The organism is Streptomyces sp. NBC_00846, from assembly GCF_045207325.1.
Taxonomy (GTDB): Bacteria; Actinomycetota; Actinomycetes; order Streptomycetales; family Streptomycetaceae; genus Streptomyces.
Window position 1 is genome coordinate 383773 of the sequence record NZ_CP108847.1, and the last position, 17024, is coordinate 400796.

Annotated in this window: 13 protein-coding genes and 2 pseudogenes; 8 read left to right on the forward strand and 7 right to left on the reverse strand. The window is 69.7% G+C overall.

From position 1 onward, the window contains the following. Positions 1–165 precede the first annotated feature (165 nt). Entirely contained in the window at positions 166–969 is an 804-nt protein-coding gene (locus OG936_RS39085; RefSeq protein WP_331755356.1) for a TIGR03084 family metal-binding protein, read from the forward strand. A gap of 86 nt (positions 970–1055) precedes the next feature. Here OG936_RS39085 and OG936_RS39090 read toward each other — a convergent pair whose 3' ends face one another. Further along, positions 1056–1463, reverse strand: a complete 408-nt coding sequence (locus OG936_RS39090) for an SgcJ/EcaC family oxidoreductase (RefSeq protein ID WP_331755357.1) — start codon at positions 1461–1463, stop codon at positions 1056–1058. A gap of 477 nt (positions 1464–1940) precedes the next feature. Here OG936_RS39090 and OG936_RS39095 point away from each other — a divergent pair. Further along, positions 1941–2048, forward strand: a pseudogene (locus OG936_RS39095) (IS5/IS1182 family transposase); the annotation flags it as partial. 196 nt (positions 2049–2244) lie between these two features. Here OG936_RS39095 and OG936_RS39100 read toward each other — a convergent pair. Together OG936_RS39100 and OG936_RS39105 are read right to left on the reverse strand one after the other, a co-directional pair. Beyond that, on the reverse strand, positions 2245–3435 hold the full coding sequence (locus OG936_RS39100; RefSeq protein WP_331755358.1) for an acyl-CoA dehydrogenase family protein: 1191 nt from the start codon (positions 3433–3435) through the stop codon (positions 2245–2247). A gap of 138 nt (positions 3436–3573) precedes the next feature. Beyond that, positions 3574–3791: pseudogene (locus OG936_RS39105) on the reverse strand (FAD-binding monooxygenase); the annotation flags it as partial. A gap of 545 nt (positions 3792–4336) precedes the next feature. On the opposite strand from OG936_RS39105, the gene OG936_RS39110 reads away from it, so the two are divergent. Both OG936_RS39110 and OG936_RS39115 read left to right on the forward strand, forming a co-directional pair. Beyond that, a complete protein-coding gene (locus tag OG936_RS39110) occupies positions 4337–5353 on the forward strand; it encodes an alcohol dehydrogenase catalytic domain-containing protein (RefSeq protein ID WP_331755359.1) in 1017 nt (338 codons plus the stop codon). A 246-nt stretch (positions 5354–5599) separates the two neighbouring features. Continuing rightward, the gene (locus OG936_RS39115; RefSeq protein ID WP_331755360.1) at positions 5600–6787 is read left to right on the forward strand and encodes an acyltransferase; all 1188 of its coding nucleotides are present in this window, start codon (positions 5600–5602) and stop codon (positions 6785–6787) included. A gap of 55 nt (positions 6788–6842) precedes the next feature. Here the strand turns inward: OG936_RS39115 and OG936_RS39120 are convergent, their stop codons facing one another. The 3 genes from OG936_RS39120 to OG936_RS39130 form a co-directional block, all read right to left on the reverse strand. Beyond that, positions 6843–8411 (reverse strand): MFS transporter, encoded by a 1569-nt coding sequence (locus OG936_RS39120; RefSeq protein WP_331755361.1) that lies wholly within the window; start codon positions 8409–8411, stop codon positions 6843–6845. Between the two features lie 785 nt (positions 8412–9196). Next, entirely contained in the window at positions 9197–9442 is a 246-nt protein-coding gene (locus OG936_RS39125) for a hypothetical protein (RefSeq protein WP_331755362.1), read from the reverse strand. A gap of 191 nt (positions 9443–9633) precedes the next feature. Further along, positions 9634–10362 (reverse strand): DUF2306 domain-containing protein, encoded by a 729-nt coding sequence (locus OG936_RS39130; RefSeq protein WP_331755363.1) that lies wholly within the window; start codon positions 10360–10362, stop codon positions 9634–9636. 512 nt (positions 10363–10874) lie between these two features. Between OG936_RS39130 and OG936_RS39135 the strand changes: the two genes are divergently transcribed. From OG936_RS39135 to OG936_RS39150, 4 genes are all read left to right on the forward strand, one after another. Further along, positions 10875–11231: a hypothetical protein gene (locus OG936_RS39135; RefSeq protein ID WP_331755364.1), complete on the forward strand. Its 357-nt coding sequence runs from the start codon at positions 10875–10877 to the stop codon at positions 11229–11231. Positions 11232–11411: 180 nt separating this feature from the next. Continuing rightward, positions 11412–12899 (forward strand): FAD-dependent monooxygenase, encoded by a 1488-nt coding sequence (locus OG936_RS39140; protein WP_331755365.1) that lies wholly within the window; start codon positions 11412–11414, stop codon positions 12897–12899. Positions 12900–13944: 1045 nt separating this feature from the next. Next, on the forward strand, positions 13945–14199 hold the full coding sequence (locus OG936_RS39145) for a phosphopantetheine-binding protein (RefSeq protein WP_331755366.1): 255 nt from the start codon (positions 13945–13947) through the stop codon (positions 14197–14199). Between the two features lie 5 nt (positions 14200–14204). Next, positions 14205–15086 carry a phytanoyl-CoA dioxygenase family protein gene (locus OG936_RS39150; protein ID WP_331755367.1) on the forward strand — a complete coding sequence of 294 codons (882 nt, stop codon included), beginning with the start codon at positions 14205–14207 and terminating at the stop codon, positions 15084–15086. 402 nt (positions 15087–15488) lie between these two features. Here OG936_RS39150 and OG936_RS39155 read toward each other — a convergent pair whose 3' ends face one another. Continuing rightward, complete coding sequence (locus OG936_RS39155; RefSeq protein WP_331755368.1) at positions 15489–16991, reverse strand: FAD-binding protein; 1503 nt, start codon at positions 16989–16991, stop codon at positions 15489–15491. Positions 16992–17024 lie beyond the last annotated feature (33 nt).

A 17024-nucleotide genomic window follows, 5' to 3' on the forward strand; every position in this document is an offset into this window, starting at 1 on the left:
TATGCGGCGCAACTGGCGTTGACTTCCTCGATGATGCGGTTCTCGACCGGCTTCCACACCGGATCCATAGCTGTCCGGGGTGAGCACCGAGAGAGAAGGACCGGACGACGGCCTGCCACACACTGGGTGCCGGAGCATATCCGCAACGAGTGGAGGGAATTCCACATGGCGAAGCAGAGGGACGTCCTGGCAGATCTGGTCGAGGAAGGGGACGAGATCGATGCTCTGGTCGCGGAGTTGGGCGATGCCGAATGGGGCGCGCCGACCCCCGCCGAGGGATGGACGATAGCCCATCAGATCGCACATCTGACCATGGTCTTCGAGCTGGCGGAGAAGGCCGCCGCCGACGCCCCGGCCTTCGAGGCCAAGGTCGCCGGGCTCGGCCCGTCCTTCGACGCGGCGGTCCAGCAGGGGCTGTACCCCTATCTGGCGGACGGCCCCGCCCGGCTGCTGGACCGCTGGCGGACCCAGCGTGCCGCCACCGAGCAGGCGCTGTTCGCAGTCGGGCCGGGGCAGATCGTGCCGTGGCTGGTGCGTCCCATCCCCGCCGCGGTGCTCACCGCGGCGGGGATGATGGAGACGTTCGCGCACGGCCAGGACGTGGCGGACACACTGGGCGTGCGGCGGACGTTCACCGACCGGATCCTCCACATCGCCGAGTTCGCGGTTACCACCTGGGACTTCGGCTATCAGTCGCGTGAGCTGACAGCGCCGCCGACCGGGTTCCGCTTCCGCCTGACGGCGCCCTCGGGGGAAGTGTGGGAGATGGGGCCCGCGGAGGCCCGCGAGCTGATCGAGGGCCCGGCGGTGGACCTGTGCTTGCTCGCCACCCGGCGGCGCCACCGTGCGGACCTGGCCCTGACCGCCACCGGCCCCGAGAGCGACCGGTGGCTCGACATCGCCCAGGCGTACCGCGGCCCGGCGGGCCCCGGCCGCCGTCCGGGACAGTTCACCGAAGTGCCCGGATAGCCCGACGGAGGTGGTGACGGAGGCGGAAAGGGCCGGGGGCCCGGGGCGGATGGCCCCGGGCCCCCGGCCCGTCCGGTGGAGCGGTCTCAGTTGACCGGAGTGTTCTGATAGGCGGCGAGCTGCCACCCGGTTCCCTCCTTGACGACCACCCAGGTGGCCCGAATGGAGCGTTCCGCCGAGACCTCCTTCTCTCCGGGCAGCAGAATGCCTCCCGCGGTGACAAGAACCGCGGAGTCCGGGCTGAGGAACTCGACCGAAATCGGCTCACCGGTCACGCGCGTCCCCTTGTAGGGGCCGGCGAATGCCTCGGTCATGAACTCTTCGACGGCCTCGCGGCCCTTCTTGAAAGTCCCGGGAAGGATCATCGTGCCTTTCTCGGTGAATACCGCAGCGAACTTCTTCGCGTCGTGGCTCGCCCACGCCGCGACAATCCGCTGCGGAACTGCCGCCGCACCTGCCTGGTCGGTATGGGTGGAGCCGGTCGTGTTCGGCATTGTCATCTCCCTCTGGGACGCGTGTTTCCCGGTCCGCGACAGCGTGGCAAATTTCTTCGCACCGGGACAACTCCGACGATGCCGTTGCATCGCGGAACGGTCCGGGACCGGGCTCGAAATGACGGCGGCCGCACCGGATAAGGGAAGGGGCGGGAAAGAAATCCGGGTGCGGATTGGTCTTTCTCGGAACGTGCTCCTGCCGGGCGGACGTATGAGTACGGGAAATTCTCCGTGCTAGCTCTTCGAGACAGGAAGCCGCCCGTCGACGGAAGAGCATCGGGGAGTGCGGAGGAGCGGGCAGTCGAAGACGTACGAATACGATTCGGCTGCAACGACTTCGGTGCACGGTCCAGTCGATCTACGAGGACGATGCACCGGACGGGCTGCGACCGGACCGACCCGCGTGAGTTTCGATTTCCGGTGCATCCGGCTCTCCGGCCACAGCGCTTCGGAGCTGTGGCGAGGACGGGCCGGCCGATGGGCGGGTCGGTGTTGTCCGAGGACGAGCGGGCGGTGTTCACGGCCGTGGTGTACGTGCTGACCCGCGGGTGCGCGTGGCGGTGTCCGCCGGAGTCGTTCGGTCTCCCGCCCGGCGACCGCGTCCGCAGAGGCCGCCGATCCGAACCAGGCCCTGCGGGGCCGGGCGGCGGCGGGTGCCGGTCGGTGAACGATGTCCAAAGCCGTGCGGGGGAGATCTGCACCCCGGTGTGAAGCGTCGGGGACTGGAACGGAGCAGCAGCCACCGCCCCAGCCCCCGGCCCTACTGCGAGGAGCGGGATGATCAGAGGTACTGGGTGTTGGGGGCCAGCCCGCACAGGATGCGGCCGTACAGCTCCAGGTTGGTGTTCGGGTGCATGATGGCGTGGAGGTTCAGCGTCTGGACATCGCGCTCGATGCGCTGGATGGGCACGTCGGTGTAGATCGACGAGGCGCCGCTCGCCGTGTTCAGGATGTCGACGGCTTCCTTTGACCGCTGGCACGCCGCGCCTGTGTCGAGCCGGACGCGGGCGCGTTCCTCCAGCGTCCACGGCTCGCCGGATGCGTTCTTGGCGTCCACGAGGTCGGCGATGCGGTACACGTGGAACTCGGTCTCGTCGATCTTGACCGATGCCTCGGCGACCTGGAGGTGGGTGAGCGGGGCCTCGCTCTGGTCGGTGTACTCGGTGTAGGTGATCTTCCGGCCGGGCAGCCGCTCGAAGAAGACGTCCTTGGCGCCCTTGGCCAGACCCAGTGCGGTCGCGCTGACCGTGGCGCACGCCGTCGGCATGATCGGCGCCCGGTGGATGAGCGCATCGGCGTTACTGCCGTGACCGCTGTGCCCCTGGAGGATGCCGCCCAGCGGGATGTACCAGCCGTCCGGCACGAAGACCTCGTGGGCGACGGTACTGACACTGCCCGAACCACGCAGTCCGGCGGTGTGCCAGTCGTCGTCGATCTCCAGCGAAGCCAGCGGAATCAGGGTCATGACCGGCTGGAAACTGCCGTCCGGCATGGCCAGCACCGCCGCGTTGGTGTTCCACTTGCTGTGCTTCGCCCCGCTGTTGAACGCCCACCTGCCGTTGACGACGATGCCGTCCTTCGCCGGCACCGCCATGGCCGTCGGACTGATGATGCCGCTCACCAGGTCGTCCGGGGAGGCGAACACCTCGTCCTGCACCGTGTCAGGGAAGAGCCCGGCGACCCACGCGCTGATGGACCACACGCCGGCGGTCCACGACGCGGATCCGTCTCCCTTGGCCAGTTCCGCGAGTACCTCCACCTGGGTCCTCATGTCGGACTCGTAACCGCCGAAGCGGGCGGGGAGCCGGGTGCGCAGCAGACCGGCCTCTGCCATCGCCTTGATGGTGCCCTCGTGCAACTGGCGATTCTCTTCGGCCCAGGACGCGTTCTCGCGGAGCGTCGGCACCAACTTCGCTGCGCGGGCAACAAGGTCGGCGCGGCTCGGTGAGTCCGCAAGCTCGGTGGTGTCCACAGATTCTCCTTGGGAAGCGATGACAGGGGGGTTCGGTGGGCGCCCGGTGATCGGAGTCCTGGATCACCGTCGCAGGCACCGGTGTGCGTCACATCTCCTGGGTTGCGGGGTTGCGGGGTGCGGGCAAGTGGTCACGGGGCCAGGGAACAAGGACTCGAGCATCTGGTGGCCCCGGGCTACCAGACCGTGCGCGCGCCTGCCGTGCGGAACTCCGCGCCGCGGTCCCCGTACGCCGGTGAGCCGGTCGCGGTCCACGACGACGGCCTCGGCGTCATGCCGGGCGAGAGCCCGTGCGGTCAGAGCCCCGCGACGCTCCCGCCCAGCACCAACACACGATCCCCGATGCGCTCACCCATCGCGGCCCCCCTCCCGAAGCCCATCGGCTGATCTCCCAGCGCATCCTGCTGCGCGCTGCAGGCCGCCGCATCTCTTGGCTTGCACTGCCGGGAAAGAACCTTCTCGGACCAACCCCATTACCCGGGGCAGCGGTTCGAACCCGGCCCCGGGAGGGGCGCGGGCCGCCAAGAGCAATCCAGAAGATGCCGGACGCCTGACCGGGTGTGAGGCTGACGCCGGGCGGAGCTCTTCGGACGGAAAGGTCCTCCACGGCCGTGCCCGCCTGACGGCTGCCCTCTGTTCCAAAGAGCTCGTCACCGCCCGTCCGACGGCCTCGACCCGGCCGGAGCCGACAAGACCCACCTCGCCCTCGGCCACGGCAGCTACCGCTACATCGACATGCCCTTGGCGCGGGAGGAAGCCCGGACCGCGCTCCCCGAACTCCTCACCCGGTTCCCCGACCTCCATCTGACAGTGGTCCCGAGGACAACGAGCCGCAGGGCCCCTTCATCATGAACGGCTTACGCAGCCTTCCCGAACGTCTGAAGCCGGAGAGTGTACGCCCATGAAAGCAGCCGTCATTCCCGCGATCAACGCCCAGTGGGAGATCCAGGAGGTCGCGACCCCCCGCCCGGGCCCCGGCGAGGTGCTCATCAAGGTGCACGCGTGCGGGATCTGCCACAACGACATCTGGGTCGCCCAGGGCGTCTTCCCGTTCCCGGCGTGCGATCCGGCGATCACCGGACACGAGGCGGCGGGCGAGATAGTCGAACTGGGTCCGGGCACCACGACCCGCCAGGTGGGCGACCGGGTCGGCACCACCTGGGTCCAGGCCGCCTGCGGCCGATGCTCCTACTGCCGGCGCAACCTGCCGCTGACCGGCCAGTCCGGCATGACGTGCGCGGCGCCGGTGATGACCGGTCTGACCGTACAAGGAGGCCATGCCGAATACCTCTGCGTGGCCGCCGCGAGCACCGTGCTGCTCCCCGACGGGATCGACTACGCGACGGCCGCACCCGTCCTCTGCGCCGGCTACACGGCCTGGAGCGCGCTGCGCGTGAGCGAACCGCAGCCGCACGAGCGGATTGCCGTTCTCGGTATCGGGGGGCTGGGGCACATGGCCGTGCAGTACTCCCGAGCCTGCGGGTTCGAGACCGTCGCCATCACCCGCTCGTCGGACAAGCACGAACTCTCCGCGAGTCTCGGGGCCGACCTCGTTGTCCGTGACGGGGAGGAACTGCGTGAGGCCGGCGGTGCCGACGTCGTCCTGGTGACCGGTACGTCGTACGAGGCCGCCACGGACGCGCTCCAGGGACTGCGGGTCGGCGGGCGGATCGTGCTGGCCACCATTGACCCGTCGGGTTCGTTCACCATCGACCCCGCCACACCGTTCTGGGCGCGGGGCCAGCGCGTGCTGGGCGCCACCCACAACGGGCTGCGGTATCTGACCGAGGCGCTCGATCTGGTCGCGGAGGGTGCGGTGACCCCGATGATCGAGGTTTTCCCGATGGACAGGGTCGCGGACGCCGTCGACAAGGCGGCGAAGGGAGATGTCCGCTTCCGGGCCATCGTGACGTACTGACCTGCGCAATGACCCCGCCGGAGGGGCGCGCACGTGATGCCCTCCAGGGCCTGCCGCCGGGCGGATCGTCGGATGACCGGCCGGACTTCGCGAGCCCGGCAGATCGGAGCGACCCAGCACGCTGAAAGAATGGTCGGGGGAATACCGCACTCTGGAAGACGCCGGCCCGTGGCGCAGCCCGGACAATCCACTTCCGAGACCGGTTGTGGCTCTCTCCCGGCCCTTTTGACGACGAGGCAGGTACGCATGACAGAGGCAACGGCACCCAGTCCGGGCAGACTTCCTTCCCTGACCGCGTTACGGTTCGTTGCCGCGTTCCTGGTCTTCGTCTTCCACGCGCACTACTTGGGCATATTCAGCGACACCTCGGTGCAGAAGGCGTACAACTTCATCACCAGCAGTGCCGGCGGGGTCGGCGTCTCGTTCTTCTTCGTGCTCAGTGGGTTCGTACTGACCTGGGCGGTGAAGCCGACCGACACGATGGGCAAGTTCTGGCGCCGGCGGTTTTTCAAGATCTTCCCGAGTCACGCCGTGGTCTGGCTGATCGTCGTCGCCATGCTGTTCGTATCCGGTACCACGATCGAGGTCGGGCCTGCCACGGCCAACCTCTTCCTGGTGAACGCCTGGGTGCCGGACATGAACAACCTCATCTTCGCGGTCAACGGGGTCACGTGGTCGCTGTCGGCGGAGATCGCCTTCTACCTGCTGTTCCCGTTCCTGATTCTCGGTATCAACAAGATCCGGGCCAACCGGCTCTGGTACTGGGCCATCGCTGTGTCGGCGTTGGCATTGTCGGTTCCGCTGCTGTCGAAGGCCTTCCTGCCCGACGCTCCGATGTTCCCCGGGTACGACCAGTTCTCCTGGCCGCAGATGTGGTTCGCCTACCAGTTCCCGCTGGTGCGCTGCCTCGAGTTCATCGTCGGCATCCTCTTCGCCCGCATCGTCCTGAGCGGGCGGTGGGTCCGCCTCGGCCTGGGTCCGGCCGCGCTCAGCGTCCTCGCGGTGTACGTAGGGGCGCTGTGGCTGCCCCAGCTCTGGTCGTTTGCCGCACCCTACTCGTTCCCGCTCGGGCTGCTGGTCGCGGCCGCCGCCGCCGACGACCTCGCCGGTCGGGGAACACTGCTGGCCCGTCGTCCGCTGGTCTGGTTGGGCGAGATCTCGTACGCGTTCTTCCTGATCCACCTCAACGTGCTGAACTCGGCGCAGGCGGCGTTCAAGGGGGAGTGGATGGGGTACGGCGCCTTCGACCGGACGTCGTGGAGTACGCCGGTGGCGGTGCTGTTCCTGCTGGGCTGCCTGGCCGTCAGCATCGCCTTGGCCTGGCTGCTCTACCGGTTCGTCGAGATGCCGGTCATGCGGAGGTGGTCCAGCCCCCGGCCGCCGGTGCCCGCGGTCGATACCGGTGAGGTCAACACCCCCACGACCACGGGCTGAGCCGAGCCCGGCGCTCCGCCCGGTACCCGATGCGGCGGGTACCGGGCGGAATGCCTCACCAGGATTCGGCCGCCTCGGGGCGTTCGGTGACCGGATCCAGGTCGTCGGACGTTGACGGCGTCGCTGCCTTCTGGCCCAGCGTCATCCACGCGAGGACGAAGATGACCGCGATGATCACGATGCCGACGACGGCCACCACGTTCAGCCCGTCGGTGAAGGCGTTGCGGGCCGTGTCCAGCAGCGACTGGGCCTGGGCGGCCGGGAGCTTGGCGGCGGCGGAGACCGCTTCGGCCAGCGTCTGCCGGGCCTCGGCGACCGGAGAGCCGGCCATGCCGGACTGGTAGACCGCGCCGCCGATGCTGCCGAGCAGGGCGAGTCCGAGGGTCGAGCCGAGAAGGTTACTGGTCTCCGACATCGACGCCGCCGAGCCTGCCTTCTCGGGCGGGGCCGCCCCGACGACCAGGCTGGTGCCGAGCATGAACATCGGCGCGATGCCCAACGCCACCAGCGCCACGCTCAGTGACACCAGGCCGGGGCTGCTGGTCTTGGTCACCGTGCTGAGCACGACCAGGCCGATGAAGCACAGCACGAGTCCGCCGAGAATCGCGGTGCGCGATTGGATCCGCCGGACGATCACCGGTGTGACCAGGACTCCGGCGGCGATGCCCAGGCCGGTCGGGGCCTGCCACAGCCCGGCCTCGGTCGGCTCCAGTCCGAGCACGCTCTGGATGAACTGGCTGGTCAGCAGGCCCAGCCCGGCCAGCGTCCCCGAGGCGAGCAACATGGCCAGCAGGGAGCTGCTGATCCTGATGTTGCGGAACAGCCGCAGGTCGAGCAGCGGGTTGGGCAGGCGCAGCTGTCGGCGGGTGAACACGACACCGAACGCGACGCCGACGGCGATGGCCACGAACGCCCCCACCGGTGAACTGTCGTCGCCGGCGGCCAGCTGCTTGATGCCATAGATCACCGGCAGGATCGCGGCCAGCGACAGCACCACGCTGACCAGGTCGAGGCGCTTGGCATTGGCGTCGCGGTACTCGGGCAACAGGATCGGACCGGCGATCAGCAGGAGCAGCATGACCGGGATGCTGATCAGGAACACCGAGCCCCACCAGAAGTGCTGCAGCAGGACCCCGCCGATGACCGGGCCCAGGGCGGCACCGCCGAAATTACAGAAAGCCCACAGCGAGATGGCCGTGCCCATCTGCTTGGGGTTGCGGAACATGTTGCTGATCAGGGCGAGCGTCGAGGGCGACAGCGTGGCGGCGGCGATGCCCAGCAGGGCACGGGCGATGATCAACATCAGCGGGCTGGTCGAGAACGCCGCGAGCAGCGAGGCGGCGGAAAAGGCGCTTGCACCGATCATGAGGAGCTTGCGACGGCCGATCCGGTCACCGAGAGTACCCATGGTGATCAGGAAGCCGGCGAGCATGAAGCCGTAGATATCGGTGATCCACAGCTGCTGGGTGCCGGTCGCGCCCAGGTCGGCGCTCAGATGGGGCAGTGCTAGGAACAGGACACCGATATCGAAGGCGACGAGCAGCGTGGGCAAGGCCAGTGCGGCCAGGCCCAGCCACTGCCGGCGCCCGGCCAACGGGGCCGTGTCCTGAGTCGTGTCACTCATGTAGATCCTTTCTCGTTCACCACCGCGGGTGGCACCCGCGCATGGCGCCGTTACCCGGTAGTCGGAGCAGGTTCCGAGAATCCGACACGTGAGCCGTGCGGAGTTGCGAGCAGTTCGGGTTGAGCGGGGGCGATCATGCCGCAGGCCCGACGGCGTCGCGGTGGCGTACAGCGTCGCGCCCTGAGCTCCGCTTCGGCCCCCTCCAGTGCTGCCCCGCAGAAGTCCGTGGAGAGGTTTTGACCAGGGCGCCGGGTCGCCGAGACGGAAGCCGCAGGCGCGGCCCGGGGCGTTTCCGGGTGAGCCGAAGGGCAGCCCGGTGGGCAGGAGGTGTCCTCGTGCCTTCCCGGCCGGCGCGGCAGAGGGCAGAGCCCCAGGTGGGTAGGACGCCGGTGAAGCGCGGGCGGCACAGCGGTAGCGGTTCCTCCTCGCCCGGCAGTTTCCCCGCCACGTAGGTGAATCCGGAGCGGAAGCGCACCCGGACGCGGGCGAGCCGGGGCCGGCGTTCCTTGGCGCGGGCGTTCGGACGGTGGCGCAGGTGGTGCGGCGTGGACTCGGGCGGAATTTTCGGCACGGGCCCATCCTGCTGGTTCACCCCCGCATACGCCGTGATCATCACCGTGGCCGGGCGGGGGAGAGTGGCGGGCGGATCGAGCTCGTCTTTCGTCGTCGGCCGGCGCGAGTGCGGCGACGGCCTTCCGGCGGTGACCATCCGTGAGGAGTGCTTCGGTCCCGACGAATTGAGGGTCCCGTGCCGGGCCGCAGCGATGCCTGACGCGTCAGCGCGGTCAGGAGCCTTCGGTGCACGGCGGCCAGCCGAACAGCGTGTCCATGGCGCCGGTGCGCAGCCGGTCGGCATCGTCGACGCCGTAGGCCCCGGCGCACCCCGCGCCGCTGAGGGGCATCGCCCCGGCGCCGGAGTGGCCACCGCCGTGGTTGTCCGCGCCGGTCAGATGCAGATGCTCGGTCAGCAGGGCGGGGAGCCCAGAGCGGTCGGCGAGGTGAACGAGCGGGTCGAGCCCGGCGTCGGCCATGGGCTGGGGTCCGGTTCATCGAAGGCGGGCCGAGACCCCGCGGGGCCGCGAGAGGATGCCCTGACGAGATGCCTTGCCGATCGTGCGCCGGTGGTCCCGGAACAAGTCCATCACCGCAGATCGCAAGGCATCTCTTCGTATGGGGTTCGGTCAACAGCCCTCATCGACCGGTGGATTCGCGCTCAGGCCTCTTACTGCCGGATCGCCCCGGTCGCCGGGTCGAACCGCCCGGCGTGCAGGTTCTTGTCGCGCCGGCGCGCCGTGAACTCCAGGTACGCCTGCGCGATCAGCAGGTGGATGATCCACACGCCCCAGCTGGTGGCCTCGATCAGGATCTGGATGTTCACCTGCAGGCCCCAGTTCAGCATCATCCAGGCGACGATGCGGCCGTAGGTTGTGAACAGCGCGAGCGAGAAGCTGTAGATCATCCAGCGGCGGTGCTCGGCGTAGCGGCGCTGACGGGCCTTGCGCCAGGCGTACAGCGTCGTACCCAGCCACAGGACCGCGCCGCAGGCGAGGCCGGTGCTGCCTTGGTTGGCGCGGTGCGGGACCAGCACGAACAGCACGATGAGCGTCGTCGGGATCACCGCGCCGAACACGTACACCCGGCCGATCAAGCGGTGGATCCTGGGGCGCGTACGGCGCAGGTGGGGCCAGGCCTGGAGCATCATCGTCACCAGGGCCAGGTTGCCGGTGACCACGTGGGCGACCAGGAACGCGAAATGCGGCTGGAAGCCCGGGTCGAGCTGGCTCCGGGAGGCCTCGGGGTCCGTGGCGAAGTAGTGGGGGAAAGAGTAAAGCAGGTTGAACAGCACAGCCCCGCCCACGACGGCGTACCAGGGGTAGTACCTCTTCCACCAAGGCCGTTCCGCACGTGCCGCGGGCCGCTGGTCGGTGTCAGGGTCCTCCGGAGGGGTCATCTGGAGGCCTGTCTGTTGCCTGTTCTGAGACATGCCTGTCCTCGGCTCTCTCACGGCTGGGGTGAAACGCAGCTAGTGCCCCTCCCGGCAAGCTTTGCCCCGTCGCGCCGCCCAGCACGCACGCTCGCTGCGTTGGCCAAAAGCCCTGGTAGCTCCTTCCCCAAGCTCTCAACTTCGTTCGAGCAGGGGAGGCCCCATTCAAGGACTTCCGGCCGCCTTGCGATCGCACGCACTGGACGACGCTCCTTCCGGGCAAACATTGCCGGTCGCGGCACTAGAGCATCGGACCCGAGGGCCCCGGCGGGCATCTTCGTATGTGCTGTGTTATGAGGTTTCCGGGCACGTCGAGCACTGACACGGTGCCCGGAGCGAACTCTCAGCAGGACACCGCGGTCGCAGAGGCTCTACGCCTCTCTCAACGCGTTCGGGACACACACCGGCCGACACCGGCCGCGACCGGCCCGCAATCCAAGAGATGCCCGGCCCCGGCCCCAGACCACATCGTGAAGCCCATGGGCGATGCCGACGGCAGCACGATCCGGACCACCGGCGACAGCGGCATCGGCCTGGCGACGGCACGCACGCTGCGGGCCGTCGGCGCGAACGTCGTCCTGGCCGACCACGGCGCGGAACGGCTGGACGGGGGTAACCGGGTGCCGACCGGCGTGTCCGTCACCGGCATGACCAGCCGGTTCGCCGACCACCCCCGGGCGGTCTTCGATCGCCCGGGGGTGGCGGCCAGGGCCGCCGTGCTCAACCTGGTCGGCGCCCTGGCCCCGGGGACCTGGCGACCCCGGGAATCCGGGGCAACGCCGCGATCCGAAGGCCGCACCCACACCGAGATGCTCGACGCGATCACCGGCTCGTAGCAGGTCCGGGAGCTCTTCCGCTCCGACGTCACGCTCACCCGCTCGGCCCCCTTTCGCCCCGGGCGGCTGACCGAGCCGGTCCGCCGGCCCTCCGGTGGCCGCCCCACACCCCAGAACCCCGGAAACCCCGGAACCGCAGACTCCCAACATCCCCAGCACGATCCCCAGGAGGTGGGCAAGATGCCCCAGGAAACACCCCGGTCGGCGGCCGATGGCGACCCGACCCGCGCCGTCGTGCTGGGCGGCAGCATCGCCGGGCTGTTCGCGGCCCGTGTGCTCGCCGAGGCCTACGACGAGGTCCTGGTCGTCGACCGGGACACGGTCACCGGCGTCGACGGCCCGCGCCGCGGACGTCCCCAGGGCAAGCACATCAACGCCATGCACGTGCGCGGCCGGGTGGTGATGGAAGAGCTCTACCCTGGCATCACCGACCAACTCATCGCCGACGGCACCCCGGTCGGCGACTACTCCGGCTCGGTCCGCTGGTACTTCCGCGGCCGCCCGGTCAAGCGCGCCGACATCGGCTACATCGCGGTGCCGGCTTCGGCGCCGCTGATGGAGCGCCGGATCCGCGAACGCACGGCCGAGCTGGCGAACGTCCGGTTCGTCGAACGCTGCGACATCCTGGGCCTGATCGCCACCGCCGACCACGCGCAGGTGACGGGGGTCAAGGTCCAAAGGAGCGGCGCGCCCGGCGAGACGATCGCGGCCGACCTGGTGGTCGACGCGACCGGGCGCGGCTCCCGCACCCCGGTGTGGCTTGAGGAGATGGGCTACCCGCGCGTCGAGGAGGAGCGGACCAACATCGGGCTGGGCTACGTCACCCAGAACTACAAGATGAAGGCCGACCCCTACGACGGCGACCTCGCGATCATCGCTGTCGCCTCCCCCGACGTCCCGCGCGGCGTCATCTTCACCAAGACCGAGGGCGACACGACCCTGATGACCGTCTACGGCATCCTCGGCGACCACCCGCCGACAGACCAGCAGGGGCTGTACGGGTTCGTCAAGCGCCTGCCGGTCCCGGACATCCACGAGGCGCTGAAGCACGCCGAGCCGCTGGACGAGCCGGTCGCCTTCCGGTTCCCCACCACACAGCGCCGCCGGTACGAGCGGATGGGCCGGTTCCCGGCCGGCCTGCTGGTCATCGGTGACGCGGTGTCCTGCTTCAACCCGGTCTACGCGCAGGGCATGACGGTCGCGGCGCTGTCCGCCCTCACCCTGCGCCGCCACCTGCACTCCGGCGCCACGCCGGACGCGCGGCAGTACTTCCGCGACCTGGCGCGCGACGTCATCGACCCGCCGTGGGAAATGACGCGCACCGTCGACCTGGGCTTCGACGGCGTCGAGGGCAAGCGGGACCTCAAGCTGCGGATAGGCCAGCGCTACCTGGCGATGGTCCAGGTAGCGGCGACCCGCGACCGCTCGGTGACCCGCGGGTACATGCGCGCCGCCGGGATGCTCGACCGGCCGGAGCAGCTGATGCGCCCCGGCATGATCGTCCGGGTCCTGCTGAACGCGCTGCGTGGCCCGGCCGGGCCGGCCGCCGTGCCCCCGGCCGTGGCCGACGTCCCCCGAGCCGGCCGGCACCCCGCTGACCGGGTCCCGGCGACCGGATCCGCCGAGCAGATCCCGACCCCGACGAGTAATGAGGACAAGAGCCCGTGACCGTGATGAGGATCGGGACATCGGCGGACGCGGCATCGGCCGTGTACGACAGGGCTCTTTGCGGGCATGGCGCGCCACGTGACGCCGCCGTCGGCCAAGGGGAGCTTCGATACCCTGCGCCCACTTCGTCAGGCAGCGGGGCGGCCGGGTCCACGGCCCGTTCGATGGCGGCAGGGATACCTTCACGGCGATCAGCGACGACGCGTGGGAGTGGCGGAGGCCGTGGATGCGCGGTCGCCTGACCAGGCCGTACTTCTCGGCGGCCGGCTCGGTCGTGGGTACCCGGCGCAGGCGCTGGAAGGCACCGGGGTCCCACTTGCCGCCTTCGGGGCTGCTGAGGTCCGGCGTCGCGCCGAGGGACTGGCTCCCGATGCCGAGGATCCGGGTGGACGGCATGGACCTGCCCGGCTTCACCGCGCGGCACGGTGCCGCCATGGTGCTCGTCGCACCCCCGGCCGGTGCCGACGTTCCGTCAGGGCCCGCTCTGCGCCGGTCGCCGAGCTGCGCGGAACCCTGTGCGCTGCTCGTCGACCGGCTATTGCTCCAGGCCGGGCGAGATGGCAGTTCAGGAGATGCTTCGCAGTTGCCGCGGCTGCGAAAGTCGAACCCGAGGGTGTCGGGACTCGAGGAGGGGCAATGGGAAAAGTCACCACGTTGCCGCGAACCGAGCCGCCGAGCCGTGGCTGAGCCCGGCCCGTTGTCGAGGGCCGATGCGCAGTCGTCGGAGGACCAGTGGCGGCTCAGCGTCGAGGTTCTCGAATCGCTGTGCGGATCGGGCCTGCCACGGACGCGGGTGCCGAAACGGGTCCGGGCCCGCCTCGGCCTCGGCGCGGTGTCCGAGGGTGAAGGAAGCCGCCGATCTGTCGGCCGGTGCCGGCCGGTGGCACGTCGTTGCAGCTTGATGTGCCGATATCGAGCGGGACATCAAGGCGCTGAACCTGCACGCGATCACGCACCAGACACGAACTTCGAACTGTACGGGCGGGTGGCCTGCGGGCACGCCCCCAACACCCAATACCTCTGAAATGCAGTGAGGAGCAGTGACATGACCACTCAGCAGCCGTCGGCCACCGCGGACATCGCCCAGCGGGTCGCCGCCATCTGGGCCGAAGTCCTGGGCCCGGGCTCCGATCGGCCCGGCGCCACGTTCGTCGAGCTCAACGGACAGTCCATCGCCGCCGTACGGATCGCCGCGGGAGTCGAGGAGCAACTGGGCATCACGCTCGACATCGGCGACCTGTTCGAGGACCCGGACCTGGAGACCCTCACCCGGGGCATACTGGCCCGCATCGAAGGGTGAGCGGGATGGCCGAACTGACCCACGTCAACCCTGCCACCTCGCTCGACGAAGTCGTCGAGATCCTGGAACGCGACGGAGCGGTGATCGTCGAGAACTTCGTCGATTCCGAGACGCTCGCCGCGCTCCGGGCGGACCTCGGACTCGGCCTCGAGGCGGCCGGCTACAGCGAGAGCGGCTACGACGGGAAGAAGACCAAGCGGCTGTCCAGCCTGTTCCAGCGGTCGCCGCGCCAGATGACCAGCGTGGTCCTCCAACCGCAGTTCCTCGGCGCGGCCCGGCGCCTGCTGCAGCAGACCACGCACATGTGGATCGGTAAGGTCCGGATGGAGGTGACTCCGAGCATCCAGATCAGCTTCACCCAGGCGATAAGAATCGATCCGGGCCAGGGTCGGCAGCCGTTGCACCGCGACGACGCGATGCATCTGTGGCGGCATCCGGGGCCGCCGTGCCGGCTGCAGCTCATGCTGGCGATGACCGACTTCACCAGCGCCAACGGCGCGACCCTGGTCATCCCCGGCAGTCACCACTGGGACGACGAGCGGGCCCCCGCCTACGCCGAGGCGGTTCCGGCGGTCATGCCCGCCGGTTCCGCCCTGCTCTGGCCGGGCGGGGTCTACCACGGCGGCGGAGCCAACACCACGGACTCGCCGCGCTACAGCCTCTCCGTCGCGCTCGACCTGGGCAACCTGCGGCAGGAGGAGAACCAGTATCTCGCCGTCTCCCGGGAAACCGTGCTGACCCTGCCGGAGGAGGTGCAGCGGCTGCTCGGCTGGGACCGTTGCCCGCCCGGCCTCGGCCAGGTCGAGACGCAGGACCCGCACCTGCTGCTGGAGCAGACACAGCAGGAGCTCGCCACCAGGCCACGCGGTGCCAATCCGCTGATGTAGTGGTCGTGAGCCGAAAGCAGCCGGTGCGCCGTCGCGAAAGCGGGCGCACCGGCTGCGGCGTTTACCGGGCGGCGCGAGTGCAACTCCTCGACGCGGGAGGCGGCCTGCCCCTCCAGCGCGGCAGCCAGGGCATCAAGATCGCTGCTCGTGCCGCGGCCGCCGCCTCCTCGCGCCGGCCCTGTCCTCCGCCGCCCGCTGGACCGGGGAGGGGACCGCGCCCTCGTGGCGCCGGGAGACGAGGAAGGGCCGGAGCAGCTCCCCTGCACGGCGCGCAGGTCGCCGGGCCAGCCGTTGCCCATGACGACAACCTCAACCATGGGCAACGCCGGCGACCTGCGTGAACATGTGCACTCGCGCGAACTCATGACGCCGTATCAGCGCAGGGAGGGACCTGCTGTCCTCTCAGGGCAGGCGGACGGACAACCCGTGATGGAACACGTCGAGCGGGTCATAGACCTGCTTCGCGCGTTGCAACCGGGCGTAGTTGTCCTTGAAATACAGCGCAGACCAGTCGATCCCCGATGTGTTCCACTCGGGATCGGCCAGGTCGGTGTCGGGGTAGCCGATGTAGGAGCCGTCGTTGGTGTCGTCCGGGACCGGCACGCCGCCGGAGTGCGCGTAGACATCCCGGTAGTACGCGCGCACCCAGGCCAGGTGGCGCTCGTCGTCGGCCGGGTCGGTCCAGGAACCGGTGCTGTAGGAGGCCTTGAGGATGCAGTCGCGCTGCGCCACCGCGGTGGCGTCCGGGGCGACGGCGTTCACCTTGCCGCCGAAACCGGTCAGAACCAGGCAGCCCATGGGGTTCTCGTAATCCGACGACGACAGATACCGGTGGATCGCCGTGATCTGCGCGTCGGAGAACCCGCGCCGCAGATAGCCCGCCTTGTTCTTGTACCGGCCCTGCGGATCGCTGGGCCAGCTGTAGGACGGCAGCCAGGTGTCCAGCCACGGGGAGGTCTCAGAGGTCGCCGACATCGGCTCGGCGTCGATTCCGCGGGTGACCGCCGCGGTGTGGGCTTCGAGGACCTCGGCCGCATCCGGTGCGTCGTCGGGGATCACCGAGGTCAGGATGAACATGGTGCCGGAGCGGTGGGAGATGATCAGGTTGCTCCACAACGCCGTGGCCGGTGCGCCCGGCTCGCTGTTCTCCTCGTACCAGGTGCAGTAGTTGCGCAGCAGGGTGCGGAAGTCGGCGTCCGAGATCGCGTCCCAGGACCACATGGTGTCGCGGCGCAGCACCGCTCGCGGCGCGCGGGGAAGCTGCCGGGCCGGGTCGCCGTCCGGCGTCCCCGGCGTGCGCAGCCAGTACTTCGTGACCACGCCGAAGCTGCCGCCCCCGCCGCCGGTGTGCGCCCACCACAGATCGTGGTGCGGGTCGTCGGGCTGGTCGGTGCCCACCACGGTCCGGGCCCGGCCGTCCGCGCCGACGACGACCACCTCGACCGCCGTGACGAGGTCCACCACCAGGCCGTCGCGCCGGGACAACGGACCGTAGCCGCCGGCCGCGATGTGCCCGCCGACGGCCACCTCTAAGCAGGTGCCGGCCGGGATGGTCACGCCCCAGCCGTCGTGCAGTGTGCGGTAGACGTGGTCCAGCCGCGCTCCGGGCTCCACCACGAAGGCGTCGCGCCCGGCGTCGTGGCCGACGTGGTTCAGCGCGGACAGGTCGACGAGCACCTTCACGTCCGGATGCGCGGTGAAGTCCTCGAAGCAGTGGCCGCCGCTGCGCACGGCGATCCGTCGGCCGGCGTCCACGGCCGCCTGGACTGCGGCCTGCACGTCGGCGGCATCGGTGGCGAGCCGGACCTCGTCGGGCCGGCCCACGAAGCGATGGTTGTAGCCCTCGACGAGGGCGGGGTAGCGGGGGTCGTCGCGGGTGACGACGGCGGCGGTCGTGTCCGTCATGGCGGCCTTCCTCACTGGTTCGCGGTCTCTGCC